The sequence below is a fragment of the Rhodoferax lithotrophicus genome, assembly GCF_019973615.1.
In the GTDB taxonomy this organism is placed as follows: Bacteria; Pseudomonadota; Gammaproteobacteria; order Burkholderiales; family Burkholderiaceae_C; genus Rhodoferax; species Rhodoferax lithotrophicus.
Map to the genome: position 1 here is coordinate 491,720 of NZ_AP024238.1, position 18,635 is coordinate 510,354.

General features: G+C 54.9%; 19 protein-coding genes and 3 tRNA genes. 13 read left to right on the forward strand and 9 right to left on the reverse strand.

Going from position 1 to position 18,635, the window contains the following annotated elements; translation table 11 throughout:
* The first annotated feature begins 43 nt into the window (after window positions 1-43).
* On the forward strand, window positions 44-2,974 hold the full coding sequence (locus tag LDN84_RS02220) for a valine--tRNA ligase (RefSeq protein WP_223907557.1): 2,931 nt from the start codon (window positions 44-46) through the stop codon (window positions 2,972-2,974).
* A 91-nt stretch (window positions 2,975-3,065) separates the two neighbouring features.
* Here the strand turns inward: LDN84_RS02220 and LDN84_RS02225 are convergent, their stop codons facing one another.
* The gene (locus LDN84_RS02225) at window positions 3,066-3,293 is read right to left on the reverse strand and encodes a sulfurtransferase TusA family protein (RefSeq protein WP_223907560.1); all 228 of its coding nucleotides are present in this window, start codon (window positions 3,291-3,293) and stop codon (window positions 3,066-3,068) included.
* Between the two features lie 27 nt (window positions 3,294-3,320).
* Window positions 3,321-4,223 carry a cysteine synthase CysM gene (cysM, locus tag LDN84_RS02230; RefSeq protein WP_223907563.1) on the reverse strand — a complete coding sequence of 301 codons (903 nt, stop codon included), beginning with the start codon at window positions 4,221-4,223 and terminating at the stop codon, window positions 3,321-3,323.
* A gap of 37 nt (window positions 4,224-4,260) precedes the next feature.
* On the opposite strand from cysM, the gene LDN84_RS02235 reads away from it, so the two are divergent.
* From LDN84_RS02235 to LDN84_RS02245, 3 genes are all read left to right on the forward strand, one after another.
* Window positions 4,261-4,345: transfer RNA gene (locus tag LDN84_RS02235), tRNA-Leu, on the forward strand.
* A 489-nt stretch (window positions 4,346-4,834) separates the two neighbouring features.
* Complete coding sequence (locus LDN84_RS02240) at window positions 4,835-5,968, forward strand: DUF1631 family protein (RefSeq protein ID WP_223907566.1); 1,134 nt, start codon at window positions 4,835-4,837, stop codon at window positions 5,966-5,968.
* Between the two features lie 312 nt (window positions 5,969-6,280).
* A complete protein-coding gene (locus LDN84_RS02245) occupies window positions 6,281-6,964 on the forward strand; it encodes a CBS domain-containing protein (RefSeq protein WP_223907576.1) in 684 nt (227 codons plus the stop codon).
* A gap of 19 nt (window positions 6,965-6,983) precedes the next feature.
* Here LDN84_RS02245 and LDN84_RS02250 read toward each other — a convergent pair whose 3' ends face one another.
* Window positions 6,984-7,322: a glycine zipper family protein gene (locus tag LDN84_RS02250; RefSeq protein WP_223907579.1), complete on the reverse strand. Its 339-nt coding sequence runs from the start codon at window positions 7,320-7,322 to the stop codon at window positions 6,984-6,986.
* Between the two features lie 204 nt (window positions 7,323-7,526).
* The gene (locus LDN84_RS02255; RefSeq protein WP_223907582.1) at window positions 7,527-9,179 is read right to left on the reverse strand and encodes a response regulator; all 1,653 of its coding nucleotides are present in this window, start codon (window positions 9,177-9,179) and stop codon (window positions 7,527-7,529) included.
* Between the two features lie 226 nt (window positions 9,180-9,405).
* On the opposite strand from LDN84_RS02255, the gene LDN84_RS02260 reads away from it, so the two are divergent.
* On the forward strand, window positions 9,406-9,663 hold the full coding sequence (locus tag LDN84_RS02260; protein WP_223907585.1) for a VF530 family protein: 258 nt from the start codon (window positions 9,406-9,408) through the stop codon (window positions 9,661-9,663).
* A 31-nt stretch (window positions 9,664-9,694) separates the two neighbouring features.
* Here the strand turns inward: LDN84_RS02260 and LDN84_RS02265 are convergent.
* Window positions 9,695-9,770: transfer RNA gene (locus tag LDN84_RS02265), tRNA-Ala, on the reverse strand.
* 174 nt (window positions 9,771-9,944) lie between these two features.
* Between LDN84_RS02265 and LDN84_RS02270 the strand changes: the two genes are divergently transcribed.
* Genes LDN84_RS02270 through LDN84_RS02285 form a run of 4 tightly spaced genes read left to right on the forward strand, consistent with a single transcriptional unit; the run spans window position 9,945 to window position 12,847 of the window.
* The gene (locus tag LDN84_RS02270) at window positions 9,945-10,220 is read left to right on the forward strand and encodes a DnaJ domain-containing protein (RefSeq protein WP_223907588.1); all 276 of its coding nucleotides are present in this window, start codon (window positions 9,945-9,947) and stop codon (window positions 10,218-10,220) included.
* A 26-nt stretch (window positions 10,221-10,246) separates the two neighbouring features.
* Window positions 10,247-10,813 (forward strand): hypothetical protein, encoded by a 567-nt coding sequence (locus LDN84_RS02275; RefSeq protein ID WP_223907590.1) that lies wholly within the window; start codon window positions 10,247-10,249, stop codon window positions 10,811-10,813.
* A gap of 52 nt (window positions 10,814-10,865) precedes the next feature.
* Window positions 10,866-11,609, forward strand: coding sequence for a hypothetical protein (locus LDN84_RS02280; RefSeq protein ID WP_223907593.1), 744 nt, complete (start codon window positions 10,866-10,868; stop codon window positions 11,607-11,609).
* A 26-nt stretch (window positions 11,610-11,635) separates the two neighbouring features.
* Entirely contained in the window at window positions 11,636-12,847 is a 1,212-nt protein-coding gene (locus tag LDN84_RS02285; RefSeq protein ID WP_223907596.1) for a hypothetical protein, read from the forward strand.
* 27 nt (window positions 12,848-12,874) lie between these two features.
* Here the strand turns inward: LDN84_RS02285 and LDN84_RS02290 are convergent, their stop codons facing one another.
* Window positions 12,875-13,258 carry a PilZ domain-containing protein gene (locus LDN84_RS02290; protein WP_223907598.1) on the reverse strand — a complete coding sequence of 128 codons (384 nt, stop codon included), beginning with the start codon at window positions 13,256-13,258 and terminating at the stop codon, window positions 12,875-12,877.
* A gap of 106 nt (window positions 13,259-13,364) precedes the next feature.
* On the opposite strand from LDN84_RS02290, the gene LDN84_RS02295 reads away from it, so the two are divergent.
* Window positions 13,365-13,454, forward strand: a tRNA-Ser gene (locus LDN84_RS02295).
* Between the two features lie 17 nt (window positions 13,455-13,471).
* Here LDN84_RS02295 and LDN84_RS02300 read toward each other — a convergent pair.
* From LDN84_RS02300 to hemB, 3 genes are all read right to left on the reverse strand, one after another.
* Window positions 13,472-14,092, reverse strand: a complete 621-nt coding sequence (locus LDN84_RS02300) for a MarC family protein (protein WP_223907599.1) — start codon at window positions 14,090-14,092, stop codon at window positions 13,472-13,474.
* Between the two features lie 52 nt (window positions 14,093-14,144).
* Window positions 14,145-15,305 carry a magnesium transporter CorA family protein gene (locus LDN84_RS02305; protein WP_223907601.1) on the reverse strand — a complete coding sequence of 387 codons (1,161 nt, stop codon included), beginning with the start codon at window positions 15,303-15,305 and terminating at the stop codon, window positions 14,145-14,147.
* Window positions 15,306-15,373: 68 nt separating this feature from the next.
* Window positions 15,374-16,387, reverse strand: a complete 1,014-nt coding sequence (gene hemB / locus LDN84_RS02310) for a porphobilinogen synthase (RefSeq protein WP_223907603.1) — start codon at window positions 16,385-16,387, stop codon at window positions 15,374-15,376.
* A gap of 225 nt (window positions 16,388-16,612) precedes the next feature.
* Here hemB and LDN84_RS02315 point away from each other — a divergent pair, with 225 nt between their 5' ends.
* From LDN84_RS02315 to LDN84_RS02325, 3 genes are read left to right on the forward strand one after another with little or no spacing between them, the layout of a single operon-like run.
* A complete protein-coding gene (locus LDN84_RS02315; protein WP_223907606.1) occupies window positions 16,613-17,041 on the forward strand; it encodes a CopD family protein in 429 nt (142 codons plus the stop codon).
* A 15-nt stretch (window positions 17,042-17,056) separates the two neighbouring features.
* Window positions 17,057-18,151, forward strand: a complete 1,095-nt coding sequence (locus tag LDN84_RS02320) for a VanZ family protein (protein ID WP_223913292.1) — start codon at window positions 17,057-17,059, stop codon at window positions 18,149-18,151.
* A 10-nt stretch (window positions 18,152-18,161) separates the two neighbouring features.
* Window positions 18,162-18,542, forward strand: coding sequence for a (2Fe-2S) ferredoxin domain-containing protein (locus LDN84_RS02325; RefSeq protein WP_223907609.1), 381 nt, complete (start codon window positions 18,162-18,164; stop codon window positions 18,540-18,542).
* The last annotated feature ends 93 nt before the right edge of the window (window positions 18,543-18,635 follow it).

Here is an 18,635-nt window from a genome sequence, read left to right on the forward strand (position 1 = left end):
AGTTGCCCCTGTGGGCATGGGCGGCAACCAAGCCAAACACACCATGAACGACGAACTACAACAACCCGGCCTCAACAGCCTGTCCAAATCCTTCGAGCCCGCCGCCCTGGAAGCCCATTGGGGGCCGGAGTGGGAAAAACGTGGCTACGGCGTGGCCGGTAGCCGGGGCACGGGCCAGCCCAGTGCGGAGGCTGCCGCCCGCGGCGACAACTTCTGTATCCAGCTGCCTCCCCCCAACGTGACCGGCACGCTGCACATGGGTCATGCGTTCAACCAGACCATCATGGACAGCCTGACGCGCTACCACCGCATGGCCGGCTTCAACACCGCCTGGATTCCCGGCACCGACCACGCCGGTATTGCCACCCAGATCGTGGTGGAGCGCCAGCTGCAAGCCCAGGGCATCAGCCGCCATGACATGGGCCCGACACCTGCCGAAGCCCGCAAGAACTTTGTTGCCAAGGTCTGGGAGTGGAAAGAAAAAAGCGGCAACACCATCACCACCCAAATGCGTCGTATGGGCGACACGGTGGACTGGAGCCGCGAATACTTCACCATGGACGAGAAGCTGTCCAAAACCGTCACCGAAACCTTTGTGCGCCTGTACGAGCAGGGCCTGATCTACCGTGGCAAACGCCTGGTCAACTGGGATCCGGTGCTGATGAGCGCCGTGTCTGACCTGGAAGTGGAATCAGAGGAAGAAGACGGCAGCCTGTGGCACATCCTCTACCCCTTTGCCGATGGCCCACAACTGGTCAACGGTGAACTCGCCCCCGGCCTGGTCGTGGCCACTACCCGCCCCGAGACCATGCTGGGCGACGTGGCCGCCATGGTGCACCCAGAGGACGAGCGCTACGCGCATCTGATCGGCAAACAGGTCACCCTGCCCCTGTGCAACCGCACCATCCCGATCATTGCCGACGATTACGTGGACAAGGCTTTCGGCACCGGCGTGGTGAAAGTCACCCCGGCGCACGACCAGAACGACTACCAGGTCGGCCAGCGCCACAAGCTGCCAATGATCTGCGTACTGACGCTGGATGCCAAAATTGACAGCAACGCACCGTCTGCTTATGTTGGACTGGATCGTTTTGCAGCCCGCAAGCAAATCGTCAAAGACCTGCAAGCGCTGGAGCTGATGGTCGAGATCAAAAAACACAAGCTGATGGTGCCGCGCTGCGCCCGCACCGGCCAGGTGATCGAGCCGATGCTCACCGATCAGTGGTTTGTGGCGATGAGCAAAGTGTCCGAACAAGACCCGACCGGCAAGAGCATCACGCAAAAAGCCATCGATGCGGTGCAGTCGGGCCAGGTGAAGTTTGTTCCCGAGAACTGGGTCAACACTTACAACCAGTGGATGAACAACATTCAGGACTGGTGCATCAGCCGCCAGCTCTGGTGGGGCCATCAGATTCCCGCCTGGTATGCCGAAGATGGTGCTGTTTTTGTAGCGCGTGACGCAGATTCCGCAAGCGCTGCAGCTTTAAAAGCCGGTTATACCGGGCCATTGAAGCGTGATGAAGACGTGCTCGACACCTGGTACTCCAGCGCTTTGGTGCCTTTCAGCACCATGGGCTGGCCGGAGACCACACCGGACTATGACCTTTACCTGCCCAGCAGCGTGCTGGTCACCGGCTACGACATCATCTTCTTCTGGGTTGCCCGGATGATCATGATGACCACCCACTTTACCGGCAAAGTACCGTTCAAACACGTCTACATCCACGGTCTGGTGCGTGACGCGCAAGGCCACAAGATGAGCAAGAGTGAGGGCAACGTGCTCGACCCGGTGGACCTGATCGACGGCATTGCCCTGCCCGAGCTGCTGGTCAAACGTGCCGAAGGCCTGCGCAAGCCCGAAACTGCACCGCAGGTGCGCAAAAACACCGAAAAAGAATTCCCCAATGGCATCCCCGCCTTTGGTGCCGATGCCTTGCGTTTCACCTTCGCGTCCCTGGCTTCTCTGGGCCGCTCTATCAATTTTGATAGCAAACGCTGCGAAGGCTACCGCAACTTCTGCAACAAACTCTGGAACGCCAGCCGCTTCGTGCTGATGAACTGCGAAGGCCAGGACTGCGGTCTGAACGACCACACCCCGACCGAATGCGCCACCGCAGCGTATTTGGACTTCAGCCAGGCGGATCGCTGGATCGTTTCGCTGCTGCAAAAGGCCGAGGCTGAGGTGACCCAAGGCTTTGCCGACTACCGCCTGGACAACGTGGCCAGCACGATTTACGACTTTGTCTGGAACGAGTTCTGCGACTGGTACCTGGAAATCGCCAAGGTGCAAATCCAGACTGGTGATGATGCCCAGAAACGTGCTACCCGCCGCACCTTGATCCGCACGCTGGAAACCATTCTGCGCCTGGCCCATCCGATCATCCCGTTTGTCACCGAAGAGCTGTGGCAAAAGGTCGCACCCGTGGCCGGACGCGCTGGTGCATCCATCGCCATCGCTGCCTACCCGGTGAGTCAGCCCGAACGCATTGATGAGGCAGCGATTGCCCATGTCGCCAAACTGAAAACCCTGGTCGATGCTTGTCGTAACCTGCGCGGTGAAATGCAGGTGTCACCCGCCCAGCGCCTGCCGCTGTTTGTCATGGCCTCAGCCGCTGAGTCTGCCTTCATGAAGAACGCCGCCCCGGTGTTACAAGCCCTGGCCAAACTGAGTGAGGTGTGTGTGTTTGATGACGAGGCCACCTGGGCCGCCGCCGCGCAAGCTGCCCCGGTAGCGGTGGTGGGTGAAGCCCGTATCTGCCTGTTCATGGAAATTGATGTGGCCGCTGAAAAGCTGCGTTTGGGCAAGGAACTGGCGCGCCTAGAAGGTGAAATCGGCAAGGCCAACGGCAAACTGGGTAACGAATCCTTCGTGGCCCGCGCCCCGGCTGCGGTGATTGATCAGGAGCGCAAACGCCTGGCGGACTTTGAGGCTACGCTGGCCAAGGTCAAAGACCAGTTGACTCGGCTGGGATAAGCCATTGCTGGCTGGGGAATCGGGTCTGCGCAAGTTCTGACTGACCCGCGGTGGTTATTTCGCGTGAGGCGAAATAACCACCGGAAAGGGTTTAACGGCGGCGCAGCACGTGGATGAAAGATTCCCCAACGGTTTGCTGGTCGAGTAATTCATTACCTGTTTGTTTGGCAAAGGCCTGAAAATCGCGCAAAGAACCTTTGTCGGTTGCCACCACTTTGAGTGTCTGTCCGCTGGTCAGTTCAGACAGCGCTTTTTTGGCTTTCAGAATGGGCAGTGGGCAGTTCAGGCCACTGGCATTAATTTCTTTGTCGATGTGCATGGTTGGATGAATTTGTAAGTAGACACGTCAGGCCGGAAACACCCCGGTCGACAAATAGCGGTCACCCCGGTCGCAAACGATGAAGACAATTGTCGCGTGCTTTTCGCGTTTGGCAATTTCTTTGGCGACCCAGCAAGCGCCTGCGGCGGAAATGCCAGCAAAAATACCTTCCTCCCGAGCCAGTCTGCGGCACATGTCTTCGGCATCTTCCTGGCTCACGTACATCAATTCATCCACATGGGTGGGGTCGTAAATTTTCGGCAAATACGCCTGTGGCCATTTGCGGATACCCGGAATACGTGAGCCGTCGGTTGGTTGCACACCAATGATCTGAATGGCCGGATTTTTCTTCTTGAGGTATTGAGACACGCCGGTGATGGTGCCGGTGGTGCCCATGGCGCTGACAAAATGGGTGATTTTGCCTTTGGTATCTGCCCAAATTTCGGGTCCCGTGGTTTCGACGTGAATACGTGGGTTATCCGGGTTGGCAAATTGATCCAGCACGCGACCTTTACCTTCGCGCGCCATTTGGTCTGCCAGGTCGCGTGAATACTCCATGCCGCCGCTCTTGGGTGTCAGAATCAGCTCCGCGCCAAATGCCTTCATGGTTTGTGCGCGTTCAATCGACAAATCTTCCGGCATGATCAGCACCAGTCGGTAACCCTTGATGGCTGCCGCCATGGCTAAGGCAATGCCAGTGTTGCCAGAAGTGGCTTCAATCAAGGTGTCGCCAGGTTGGATGTCACCACGCTCTTGCGCGCGTTTGATCATGGACATGGCGGCACGATCTTTGACTGAACCTGCAGGGTTATTGCCTTCGAGTTTGCCCAAAATGATGTTGTTTTTTGCCTGATTGGCCTCCGCACCAATGCGCTGCAAACGCACAAGTGGAGTTTTTCCAATCAAATCTTCAATGGTTGAATATTTCATACCCCACACTGTGCCATAATTCGGGGCTTCAAGCGTTGCCCGGGTGGTGAAATTGGTAGACGCAGGGGACTCAAAATCCCCCGCCGCAAGGCGTGCCGGTTCGATTCCGGCCCCGGGCACCACAAAACAATCTTGGATCGTTTCAGCATCCGCTCAAACCCGCCTTTCCTAAAGAAAGCGCGGGTTTTTATTTGCTCTATCGGATTTGATGGCCGTTGATAACGGGTCAGTCGGTGGTGGGTACTTTGGATGGCTCATGTGAAGAGCCCACACAGCTATCCATAAGATTCAGTGAAAGAGGGCAATGCGCAGCTTCGGGTGCTCATAAGCATTTTGTTGCCTATTTGTCTTGATCATGGATGATTCTGTGCAATGCATTCATTTACATCTGGTTACATAGCCGGTGACCTTTGGATGCCCGTTGTGAGAGTGGTGGACTACCATTTCGCATCGAATCAAATCACCCTACCAATGGAACCAATTGTTGAGTCAACCACTTGGCACAAGATCTTGCCACGAGCAAGCGCTTGTCCGCTTTTCTGACTTGCAAGTGCCATGACCAATCGTCCCAAGCATGTAGCAGGTTTTACAAGCCAAGTATTTTTCCAAAAATGATTTCCGAAACTTCTAAACTTGAACTCGCAACTCACCAAGCTCGTTCGGGAGGCCTTTCCCACCGCAGCAAAGTGATACCCATCCAAAACGCAAACGCCATGCGTTGTTTGAGGGACTTGGTGCAAGACCCTGCTGACGAGGAGAGCGTATCAAGTGCCCAGCTTTTGCCGGTGGATGTCATGGCGAAGTTGTTTCATGTTTTATTGAAAGATGACCGTTTAAGTGCGGCGTTTCGGGTCTGGATGGCACGATTGCAATGGCCAGTATTGCGGCTGGCAGAGCTTGAGCCACTGGGTTTTCAGCAAGAAACTCATCCAGCCTACCAGTGGTTGATCAAAGTTGGCAGCTGTGTTTTGCAGCCTGGTGAGCATGTCAGGCCTTGTGGGATCTTTGAGGAGGAAATTAAACGGCTGATTCTTGGAGTCGAGAGTTTTCCGATTGCTGACCAGCAAGCGTTTGAATGGGCTAATGCCGAGTTCAATCAGTTTTTGAGACGTATTCATGGGGATCATCCGCCAGCCGTTGGAACAAATTGCGTCGCCTGTCAACAGGTGCAAAAGGACGCACTGGCTGCTCAATACCGCATTGCTATTCTGGATAAGCTCAGTTTCGAGCCCGTAGAAGCCGAAACCCGAACATTTCTCACCGATATTTGGGCCAATGTATTGGCCACGCAGGCTGTGCACAAGGGACTTGAGCATCCTGAAACCATGACGCTTAAGCTCACGGCGATTGAACTCATTCGCGTCAACACGGCTTTGCTCAGATTGCAAGAACGCAAGCACGCCATGGTCAAGGTTCCGAAACTGATTGATACGTTGCGCCATGGCATGGAGTTGCTGTGTTTACCCTTGATTGAGCAGGATGCACACATTCAAAAAATCGGAGCCAATCTGTCTGATGCCTTTATGAAAAAGCAAACTGCGCTGCAAAAAGGTGTATTCCATACAGAGCGCAGGGCTGATCAACGCGCCAAAAGGAGTAGTTCACTTCCTGTCCCACATGGCGTAGCGCTGGACGGGTTACATGTGATTGATGACAACTCTGAGATCGCTTGGCGTATGTGGGAGTGTGCGCTGGTTGAACAACAGTCAAATAACACCGCCGCACCCACTGAGTACCCTCAATAATCACCCCTTGCGCAACCGGGGTTTCAGGGCATGGTGCTGTCGTCAAAACGTTGGGGACTTTGGGGTTGTCTGAGTTGCCATTCTCGAGCTTGATGTAGGTCCACTTGGTTTTTTGAAAACTTGAATGCGCACAAATCCGAATCATGGTGCGCCATAATTTGTAACAACTTGTTTCAAGTGAGCGCCGTACATGGTGCTTGTTTATGTTTTTTTACAGCGCTAACGGCAAACACTGATTCACGGGTTGCTTGGGTTTCCATCAACTTGCTGGTTAAATGTATTCAATTGCAGCAACCCAAGGAGCGCGCCCCCATGTTCTTTGTTTACGGCACATCCGGCCAGCTTTTCCGCGGAAGCATGGAGCAGCTGCGTCAAATTCATGGTGTGGGCTCTTTGGCGCGCGCACGCCGTTCCGCTGCAGTTGGGCGGGATGGCCGTGATGCTGTTGAGCAGCCAGGCTCGGCATTTGCTGTATTGGCCGGTCTTGTCCGCAAAGACGATGTACCCCGTCATCCGGTTGTTGCCGCGTATTCCCAGACGCAGCAGGTGACAAGCCAGCGCCACCCGCTTTCGACCGTGGGTGATGTGATGAGTCAACATCCCATCACGCTGACTGATTCGGCCAGTGTTCTTGATGGCTGGCAATTGTTGGCCGAAAAGGGCGTCGGTCAAGCTCCGGTGGTGGACGCCGCCGGACATCTGGTCGGTTTACTCACTCGTGCCGACTTGCTCAAACCAGAGCGCTTGCCTACCGCTGAGCAGCAAGTACAGGCATGGCAAATTTTGATGCATCAAAATGTCAAAGACATCATGTGGACACCCGTGCCCAGTGTTGGTCCTGTGGCTGATTTACGTCGGGTGGCTCAAGTGCTGCTTGACACAGGTTTACCCGGTTTGCCAGTGGTGGACGAACAAGGCAAGGTGAACGGCTTTGTGTCACGCACCGATATTTTGCGGGCTGTGGTGAACGACCCCCCGCTGGATTTGTGGGGCTGAGTCCGGTTGAGGGATGCCATCAATTCCAGCCAATGACATCAAATCCCTTGTCTTTCAGGCAGCGCTGGACATAGTTTCGGTAAGTGACGCTGGGTTTCTCATGGAAGGCCCCCGCCACAGCACCTGCTGAGCCACCCACAGCCGCACCTGCGGCACCCGACTCTAGCGCCCGCTCAACACTTCGCCCACGGACCAAAGCCCCGACCGCCGAGGCCACACCACCGACCGCGGCTCCTTGTGCGGCACCATGTCCGATCGAATTGGTCTTTTCCTCTGGTGTCAGTCCGGCATTTTGGGCGTTGTACATGCATTGATCCGCATCGCGCTGGGCTTGCGCCGGACCGACCCGATTGAGCATGACATTGGGGTAAAACACGGGACGCGCTGACGGACTGGATGCCCCAGTGCTTGCGCAGCCTGCTAATAATGCGGCACTGATCAGAGTAGTAAGGGTGGACGTTGGGTTCATGGAGTCGTGACACTTTACTACAAGCCCCGCGAGGCATTTTTTCTGATGTGTTGCACACCACAGCTTTCCGCTGAGCAAGCAGCCATTGTGTATTTAAGCTGCGACTTTGGTGGGCTTGCCGCCAGTGCGCAGCGTCAGCCCGCCAGCCTGGCGTTTTTGTTCGCCCAAGTTGGCGCGGGTGATGTGGGTGCTGTAGCGCTTGCGCAAGTCGTGCACTTGCTCGGTCAACTCATGGACATCGGCGATTTTGTCGGCATATCGGTGTAGCACCAGGTAAGCGGTTTCGATCAGCTTGCCGCTCAAGGTTTGGCTGCCGTGCTCCAGCAAGTCGACCACGGCGGCTTTGGGGTCGCCCTTCATGCTCATACTCATGGCATTCTCGGCCAGTTTCAGAATTTGACTGTGAGCGTTACGAATACGTTCAGGATAAGGCGGGTACAGTGCTGCGGAACCCGCTAACAGCTCAGAGAGCGCACGGGTGCCCGCAAAACGCAAACCTAATGAGTTCACAACAGGGTCCACCTCAGCAAGCTGGATCGCTTTGACGGCCAACTGCGCCAGCAGGGCCAGCAGGTTGGAAGCGGATTCAAAGTCAAATTCGGGGTCTTTGACGTGGCTGCACAGCTCTCGCACGACCTGTAAAACCTGTGCGTACTGGCTTTGTTCAATCAACTGCAGTGCGACCACAATGCCAAACAGGCGCTGGTGGCGTGAACTGTCAGGGTTGCGCTCAATCAGGCGCACAAAGTCATCACGACAGCGTTGCAGGCCTTTGTGGTCAGCAGTTTCCAGTCGCACAAATGCCAGCAATACCAGAGTTTGGCAGTCAAACATTTTGGAATCCAGGCCCATGCGGGTGGTCCGATCCAGGATTTTTTCGGCTTCGATCCGGTGGCCGGAGTAATAACTCATCAGACCCAGGTTTTGCATTCTGGAAATAGAGGATGGTGTGAGCGAACTGGCCATCTGGTAAGTGGATAGCGCCGCATCAAACTTGCCCTGCTCAAATTGAGCCCGCCCCATCACGTCATAGGCATCGGCGTAGTTGGGGTCTTCGCAGATCAGGTTTTCCAGCGTACTGACCGCTTTGGCCGTTTGACCTTCATCCAGCAACGAGCGAGCCACTCCCAGTTTGGCCCAGGGCAGGGTCTTGGCATCCACCACGGCCTGGTAGAGTTTTTGGGCCTGATCGTAATGACCAGTGCGCAGCAGCAACTCGGCACCTACCCGTGCGGCATACAGCCAAAACTTGCCTCTGCTCTCGAAACGCTGCAGGCACAGTTTGGCTGCAGTTTCAAAATCATCGGCCTCGATAGCGGTAAAGATATCTTGCAAAGACAGTTTGCGGATGCGTGCCTGGCGCAGTCGCTCACCCAATTGGGTGGCGCGGTGCGGCTTGAGCAGGTAACCGTCCAGGGCGGACTCGGCAGCTTCTGCGACCTTGGCGTAAGTGGCTTCGCCCGTGACCATGATGAACACGGTGGAAAATGGCAGCAGCTGGTTACGCCGCAGGTCGTCCAGCAAATCCTGCCCGGTCATGGATTCCTGGGGAAAGTGCAGTTCGCACAGCACCACGTCGAACTTGCGGAATTCCAGTTGGCGTCGGGCATCGACCAGACGCGCGGTCTGCACCACATTGCCCATTCCAAAGTCGCGCAATTGCGATACCAGAATTGAGCGCGAGGTTGGGTTGGGGTCAATCACCAACGCTTGGGAAGACGACAGATCATCTTCGAGCAAAGCCACGCTGACCTCCTGAGGTTGGTTGGCTGACGTGAGGTTGAGTTGGCAAAGCGTGCTCCTGAAAGCATGAACGGCAAAATGGTAGCACCTGCCATTCAGATGAAAAACATACTGAGGGTTTATTTTATAAGCTTTTTTGGCTTGTAGAGCTTGTTAAATAAGCGTAAGTAGCTATATAAATCATAGTATTGTTGACGCGATGGTGTGATATTTCTGACAAAATCAGGCTATGCCACTTTCCTCTTCTGATGTAACACCCGCCCAGCCGCGTAACCCTTTGCACGGCATGACACTGGAAGCCATTTTGACGGCCTTGGTAGCGCACTACGGCTGGCCAGGACTGGCTGAGCGTATTGCTGTGCGCTGCTTTGCCCTTGACCCGAGCATGGCTTCCAGCCTGAAGTTTTTGCGCAGGACACCTTGGGCACGTGAGAAAGTGGAGGGGCTTTATCTGTTCATGCTGCGCGAACAGCGCCGCCGGGGTTGAGGTGCACCATGACTGGACTGGTGGTGGTTTTTGGTGGAGACAGGCGGGATCGAACCGCCGACCTATTGATTGCGAACCAATCGCTCTCCCAACTGAGCTATGCCCCCAGGTGATGGATATTCTAGGAATGAAACCTGGATTTGAAAAGCCTTCGTTTTTTGAAAACGCACCTTACATGGCAAGGGGATGGCTTGACAGAATGACAGGCAGCCATCGGCTTCACCGATAATCAGGCTCGGTGGAGTTGCTGCCACGACTTTTTTCCATTGAATGTGAGTTGCATGAAAGATCATTACGCTGCTCTGGGTTTGCGAAGTTCGGCCACGCTGGCGGACATCAAAAAAGCGTTTCGCCAGCAGGCATCGATTCATCACCCTGACCGCAACAGCGCGCCAGAGGCGGCGGCCCGTTTCAGGGCAGCGCAGGAGGCCTATGATGTGTTGTCAGATGCGACCCAGCGCAAGGCGTATGACGACAACCGTCAGCGCAACCTGCTTGACAGTCCCATCGACACTGCACGTGCAATTTGGCTTGACTATTTCAACCGCATTGCCTGAACGGCACCCTTACACAAGAGAACACCATGAGCATGTCTGCATTTTTCCGCGCCCTGCGTCCATCGTACCAAGCAGAGATGGACGACCTTACTTTTGACTCAGAAGGCCGCAATGTCTTGCGCAAGCGCTTGCTTGAAAAACGTAGCCAAGTGGTGTTTTTGCGGCAAATGATGGAAGTAAGCCCGGAAATGGTGGCCGTGGTGTTTCACGGTGGTTTCCATTTTGAGCTGCCTGCGGTGATGGAGCATGTGCTGACGCTCGAATCGGATGAGTTTCCCGAATGGCACAGTCTGGCGGAGGCGGTGCAGCTGACCCCTTGGGCACAGGAGCTTGCCGACAGTTTTTTGCAGGAGCCTCAAGGCGACTGGTTCATGACCGTGGCCGCTGCGCTGGAGTACCTGTTTCAACGTCCCTCAACCCATCATCACGACGATGCGGCGCATGATGAGCACACCGAGGACGCACCCTCTGGCACCAAGCGGCGTGGGCATGAGTTTGACTTTGACAAGGATGACGAACATGACCGTGACCACGATCATGAAGAAGCCAGTGCCCAATGGCTTGAAGACCAAGGTTTTGACCGCAAGGAATAAGCGGTTTAGCCCACGTTGTAGATATCACCCCTCCAGTACACAGGAAAGCTTCATGCATCATTTGGCCTTGATTGAAAAAACCCAGTCCCTGATCGCTGCGGGCGACATCGTGGGCGCAGAACATGCGCTGGTTGAACTGGCTGACCGCGAGGGCGACGGGGCGCTGATGGAGGTGCTGGAACAATTACCACCCAAAGATGTGCTGGCGGTGATCCGGGAATACGATGGTTCGCGTGAGACCATCATCAACGCCATGTTGACCCCAGGGCAGTTTGCCCGGGCCGTGGTGATTGAAAAACAATACCGTGATCTGACCCGAGCACATTTGCGCGGCATGATGAATTCGGTGATCTTTCGTGACGGCGGCAAACCGGTGGACTTTTTAACGGCGATTGGTGATCTGGAAGGTGGTGCAGAGGCCTTGGCCGACTACTTTGAAGAAAAGTGGAGCCGCATCGAAGCCTTTGCCCGCACCGGCACTTTTGACACGGTGGAAGATGATGGTGACATGTTGTCTGAAGACGATTTGCGTGCCAATGCTTACGCTCGCCCCAAGCTCGATGAAGACGAGGTGGCCGATGCCGACTGGATGCAACTGGCCTGGCTGCTGCGTTATGAGTGTGTGGATTTGTTCATTGAGATGCTGCTGGTACTGCGTGCCAAGGCGCGCGCCTTTGAGTTGGGCCTGGATGAAGAAGACCTGTTTGAAGACGATGGCAAGGTGGAGACCGGCGACACGGATCGTGGCAAAGCTACGCCAGCGGCGCTCGACCCCGATGAAGAGTCGGCCATCTGACCCCAAGAACCTTCGCGCTATTTCGCATGACTTCTTCCGCGTCCGTCCACGTTGTTTCCCTGTTTGATGCCCGGCCTTTTTTTGAAAAAGCCCTGATCTATGGCCTGCAGCACGGCCTGATTGATGCCGCCAAGCGCGAAACCATGGCGCAAGAGGCCCCCAAAGGCATGGTGCAAATTGCCCGTTATTTCGGCAGCGAATACTTGCGCCCCGAGCTTGAAAAAGCCCGTGACCGTATCGTTAATCTGATCAGTCTGCATTTGCAGGATGCCAGCGGTGGCAATCTGCACATGGCCGCTGAGCTGCTGCGTGACAACTCTTTGCTGTCGCGCTCCAAGGCGGGCTCAGACCTGCTCAAGGCGCTGATCGTCATGCCGCAAAACACCCACTTTGGCATGAACGAGCGCGGTGGCTTCTCAGATCGGCACATTCCCCAATTGGCACGCTGGTCGCTGGCCAGTTATGCCGAATACCAAGCCGAGTTTGCGGCCCGCCAGCATGCGGTACAAGCGGTTGAGGCGGCACTTTGGTTGGCTGATCAGTACGGCTTGTCGGCCGACGAGCTGCAGGATGCCGAGCCCGATGCTGAAGCCGTGATTCGCACCGCCCTGCTGCTGGGCATGACGCGCCGCAAGGAAATGCCTGATTGGGTGTCTTTTGAAAAATTGATTGCTGCGTTGCGTCTGAAACAGGCTGCTTTTGAAGGCTTGAAGTGTCCGAAAGACTTGCCCGAAGCGTATCTGCCGGTGGTGGAGTCCGTCCGCCAGTCCATGCTGGCCGACTGGCCCAAGTTGCTGGATGTGCGTTTGGCACCGCGCAAGCTGTTTGACCACACACCGGCGTTCATGGGGCGTTACTTTTGGCTGGAAGATGCCTTGAGCGAGGTGAACCAGCACGACCAAAACCGCTCCGCAGCCTGGAACAAGCTCACTCAAGGCCACAGTGACGATGGCACAGTGCTCACCTTGTGCCTGTGCGTGGCTGCGGGCAGCGTTCCCAAGACCTTACTGTCAGAGAAATCAGCGGCCACACTGGTGCGCAAAATCCGCAAGCATGGGTTCAAGCCCAGTCTGGCGCAGGACTATCTTGTGGCACACGCGCCAGAGCCGCATCTGGACGATTTTGTGGCGCTGTGGAATGATTTTGTGGCCGAGGCGCGAAGCACTTTGCTCAGTGACCATGACCACAAGCTCAGCGATGCGTTGGCCTTGTTGCGCCGTGAGTGCAATGTGAGCTGAGACGGTTGAAGCGTCGGGTGGCTTCTTTTATGCCGCAGGTTTCGCAAACAATTGCTTCAGCTCGCGATCCATCAAATCGGCATCTCCTGTGTTGAGTTCCAGTAATCGACGTAATTGGGTCAAACTTTGCAAGTCAATATCGTCACAGGCGATACCGATGTTGCCACCTTCCAGGTGAGCGATTTTGCCGCCCATTGTGATCGACTCTCCACCGCTCACCAATGGCAAAACCAGGCGGCATTTTTCATTCAATGCCAGATTCAGCGAAGTAGTAGCGCGTACCAATGCACCTTTTAGTGCGATATCCAGCAGCTCGACATGAACATTCTGACTGTGTATTTGCAGGGAAACTTGGGCAAAAAAGGGGACGCGTGAAAAATGACGATGGCCTTGCGCCAATGGGGTACTCATGGTGGATTCCTCTTGTGTGGCTCAATCAGATGGGTTGCTCAACCTGGTGATGATAAGGCCGAGCAAGCAAAAGCGCCTTCTCAGTCAGGTTAGAATACGCGCCAACGGAAGCGTGGCAGAGTGGTCGATTGCACCGGTCTTGAAAACCGGCAACGTTTTGCGACGTTCGTGAGTTCGAATCTCACCGCTTCCGCCAAATCATTTCGGCAGAACCTATCTCCCCAGCACCGGGAAAAGTTTCACCAGCCCGTCAGACATCACCTCTACAGCCAGTGCCGCCAGAATCAGTCCCATCAAGCGGGTCATGACGTTGATGCCGGTTTTACCTAAGCCGCGAGCAATCGGCTGGGCCAGTGAAAAGCACAGTGCGGTGGCCAAAGCAACGACCACACCGTAACCCACCAACATGGTCAATTGAAGAACTGTTTTGGCCTTATCTGCATAAATCACGACGGTCGACATGGTGGCTGGGCCCGTCAACAATGGAATGGTGAGGGGGACGACCGCAATGCTGGCGCGGGCGGAGGCATCATTCATTTCCTCTTCATTGGACTTGGCCTCGGCTGGCTGGGCATTGAGCATGGCTAAGGCGGATGTCAACAACAGCATGCCGCCGCCGACTTGAAAGCTTGCGAGCGAAATGCCAAAAAACTCCAGAATGTGCAACCCCATCAATGCACTCACGGCAATCACGACAAAAGCGCTGAACGAGGCGATCAAAATCGTGCGCCGCCGCTGTTCGTCTGAAAAATCCTGTGTGTAGTGAATGAAAAATGGCACGATGGCCAGCGGGTTGACGATCGCCAATAGGGTGACAAGAGGTTTAAAATCCATAGCGCTTGATGCTTTGTTTGATTGGTCTAGAGTTTGATTTCATGCTGAAAATTCAGCGTGCTGAGCGTTCCAGGTAGCGTTTGCGCCAGAAAAAAGCTACCAAGGCGCCAGCGGTAGTGGCCATGGCGACCATGGCCAGCCAAAAGCCGTTGGAGCGATGCAGCAGCGGGATGAACTCGAAGTTCATGCCAAAGATGCCGGCAATCAGATTCAAGGGTAAAAAGATGGCGGTGAGCACCGTGAGCGTGCGCATGATCTCATTTGTGCGATGGCTTTGGGCATTGAAGTGCATTTGTACTGCCGTTTCGGCATTTTGTTCGAGCCGACGAACATGGTGCACCACCCGTTCAATGTGCTCAAGCACATCACGACTGCGCACTTGCAGCATGTCGCGCGCATGCTGGCCCAGAAAACTACTCGATTCTGGTTGCGCTTTCAAGGCCTCCAGCCAGTCTTGCATGGCGCTACGCTGGTCTTCGCAAATTTCGTCAAGCTGGTGCAGGGCCAATCGGGCATCCAGCAGCGCATTCCAGTTGCTGAAACGTGTTTTGGGGTTCAGTAGCTCAGCTTGCCAATGGTCAAGCTGCTGGCTGAGCTCTCGGCGCAAGGCCAGGAAGCTGTCGACCATGTAATTGACGATGCGCAGCATCAGATCGGATGGGTCGACGGCGATGCCGCGCGCGCCAGTAGAGCGGTTGTCGCTGGTGTTTTCATCCGGCTGAGTGGGTGTTTTATCACTGCCGATGTCCAGCAAACGCTGGACATATGCATCACGCGTGCTGACATCTTGCGGATGCACACTCAGCAGAATGCGGTCAAACACCACAAAACCGACGGGACTGGTGTCAATCCGTCGCAAAATCGGCGGCCCGCCCCTTGGGCCAACCGATAAGCCCTGAACCTCTGTGGGAAGGCTGTCAGGGTTGCGTGTACTCAGGCGGCGAAACACCAGCAGGTCATATTGAGAGGTGTAGTCATAGCGGGATGGCAATTGCACATTGAGCAAATCCGATATGTGCAAGTCAACCATTTGCAAGCCACACAGGCGTTGCAGTGCGGCTTGAACATGGGGGTGCAACTGAGCCAATTCTTCACGGGTACACGCCAGCCACAGGTAGCCATGATCCGGTAGTGACACGCTGCTGAGCGCCTGTTGCGGCGCATCAGCCTTCAGCTCTCTGACCTGACTACCTTGAATGGAGAGAAATCGCATACATTGACGGCACTATAAATTTATAAGAAATAAGCCTCTAGTGCTTGTCAAGTAAGCGTGAGAAGCTCTCATTTTAGGAGAAGTCTGGCAGCGTCACGGGCAAAGTAGGTCAGAATGCCATCGGCACCTGCGCGTTTAAAGGCCAATAGGCTTTCGAGCATAACTGCGTCATGATCGAGCCAGCCATTTTGTGCGGCTGCTTTGAGCATGGCGTATTCACCTGATACTTGGTAGGCGAAGGTTGGGACTTTGAATTCGTCTTTGACGCGGCGCACCACGTCCAGATAGGGCATGCCAGGCTTGACCATGACCATGTCAGCTCCCTCGGCAATGTCCAGGGCCACCTCGCGCAAGGCCTCATTGCTGTTGCCAGGATCCATCTGGTAAACCTTTTTATTGCTTTTTCCCAGGTTGCTGGAAGAGCCCACGGCATCGCGAAATGGGCCGTAGAACGCACTGGCATATTTGGCGCTGTAGGCCATGATGCGGGTGTGGATAAAGTGGTTGGCTTCCAGTGCGTGACGGATGGCACCAATGCGACCGTCCATCATGTCGCTTGGGGCGACGATATCGGCACCCGCGCCAGCTTGCGTGAGTGCCTGTTTGACCAGAATTTCCACGGTAGCATCGTTCATGATGTAGCCGTCCTCTTCAGGGCGAGGGTCTGGCAGACCATCCTGACCGTGGCTGGTGAAGGGGTCGAGTGCCACGTCACACATGATGCCGAGCTCGGGAAATGCTTTTTTCAGTGTCTGTACTACGCGAGGTACCAGCCCATCGGGGTTGAGGGCTTCGCGGCCATCGTAGGTTTTGAGTGACTGGTCAATCACTGGGAACAATGCCATCACCGGAATGCCCAGTTTGACGCAATCTTCGGCTACGGGCAGCAGCAAATCCAGACTCAGGCGCTCTACACCCGGCATGGATGAAACCGCTTGGCGCTGTTGTGTGCCATCCACCACAAATACGGGGTAAATCAGATCATGCGGAGTCAATGTGTTTTCACGCACCAGATTGCGGGTAAATGTGTCGCGGCGTAGACGGCGCGGACGGCCCATGGGGTAATTGGCAAAGTGTGTCATTGGGAGTCTTTCATGTAAAGTTTTGTCATCGTAAAGACATTTTTTTATGCAATATTTGCAAACGGCAAATTTTTTTGGTAAATTACGCCCCGAGCAGTTTACTGCTCCCCGCTTTTCCTCCCTGAGCGGGGCCTTGATGTGTGACAGCAAATAGGCTTACTACCCCAGCCCTTGTGCTGGGGTTTTTTTTGCCCAAAATTTTCAGGCTTAACTTAAACTGCCATCATGCTCTGGATCAAATCTCTTCACATCGTTTTCGTTGCCAGTTGGTTTGCTGGTTTGTTTTATTTGCCGCGCATTTTTGTCAATCTGGCCATGGTATCAACCGACTCCGTGGCTGAGCGGGAGCGTTTGCTGCTTATGGCACGCAAACTGTTGCGCTTCATGACGGTGATTGCCGTTCCCGCAGTGGCCCTGGGGGCGTGGCTGTGGCTGGGCTATGGAATTGGCTGGGGACCGGGTAACGGATGGATGCATGCCAAACTTTTTGGGGTGTTGTTGGTAATTGGCTACCACCACGCCTGCAGCTTGATGCTGAAAGAGTTTGTACGGGGAGATCAGCACCATAGTCATGTGTGGTACCGCTGGTTCAATGAAGCCCCTGTGATCTTGATGCTGATCATCGTGTGCCTGGTGGTACTCAAACCTTTCTGACAATGTTGTATGCCGATGCATAAAACTTCGGCATGGCCCTTGGCATGGGTCTATTTGGGGCTGATTCTTTATGCCAGTCTCTATCCGTTCGCTTTTTGGCGCGACCAAGGGATAGATCCTTGGTGGTTTTTGATGACACCGCTGCCCAAATATTGGACTGGTTTTGATGTGGTGTCGAACGTGTTGGGCTACATGCCTTTTGGATTTCTTTTGGCTTTGAGCGCATTGCGTACCGGGCGTGAGCCCTACGCATTGCCCTTGGCGGTGTTGGCTGCTTTGTTGCTGTCGCTGGTCATGGAAACGTTGCAGGTCTATTTGCCTGATCGGGTGCCTTCCAATCTGGATTTGCTGCTGAACGTGTTGGGTGGCGCATTGGGCGCGGGCAGCGCCTGGAGTTTGGAGCAGTTAGGTGTGTTGCAGCGCTGGAGTCGTTTTCGGGCGCAGTGGTTTGTAGCGGACGCGCGTGGTGGTTTGGTGTTATTGGCTCTGTGGCCACTGGCATTGCTGTTTCCGGCGGTGGTGCCGTTTGGCTTGGGGCAAGTGATGGAGAGGCTGGAGTTGGCCTTGGCCGAGCTGCTTGTCAACAGCCCGCTGCTTGAGTGGTTGCCGATGCGTGAACTTGAGTTGCAGCCCATGCTGCCAGCAGTCGAGTGGTCAAGCGTGCTGCTGGGGTTGTTGATCCCCTGTTTATTGGGGTTTTGTATCATCCCCTCCAGACCTAAGCGTATATGGTTTTTGGGTTGGGTGTTGTTTTTGGGGGTGGTTACCACGGCGCTCAGCAGTGCCCTGAGTTTTGGCCCGGAATACGCTTGGGTGTGGTTGAGTACGCCGGTTAAAGCGGCGCTGGTGTGTGTGGTGGTGCTTTCTTTAACCTTCATATGGGTGCCGTGCCGTGCCAGTGCAGCCTTGGCCTTGTTGGCTTTGGGGGTGGATTTAAGTTTGATTAATCAGACTCCCATTAGTCCTTATTTTGAGCAGACACTGTTCTCCTGGGAGCAGGGTCAATTCATCCGGTTTCATGGCTTGGCCCAATGGTTAGGTTGGCTGTGGCCTTTCTTCGCGCTGGTGTATGTGATGAGTTTGTTGTGGGGTAAAGAGGTAAAAAACTAGAATTGTCGAGATGAATGACTCCACGACTACGCCCTTAGCAGGCAGCACGCCTGCTGTTATCCCCGCCAGTTACTACCAGCGGCATATCTTTTTTTGTTTGAACGAGCGCTCCAACGGAGAAGACTGCTGTGCTCGGCATGATGCTCAGGCGGCCTTTGACCGTTGCAAAGCTCAAGTCAAGGCTGCAGGTTTGGCGGGGGCTGGGCAGGTACGGGTGAACAAAGCCGGATGTCTGGATCGTTGTGCAGCTGGCCCGGTCGCTGTGGTGTATCCCGAAGCAGTTTGGTACAGCTATGTGGACAGCAGCGACATTGATGAAATTGTGGAGTCCCACCTGAAAAATGGTCAGGTGGTGCAGCGCCTGTTGACCCCCGCACATCTGGGGCGCTAGTTTTATGGGGTTTTTAGTAATTTAGCCCCTGTAATTAAAGCACTGGTAGCTATAAATTAAATAGCATTGATTTCGCGATCTGCCAAGAAGATC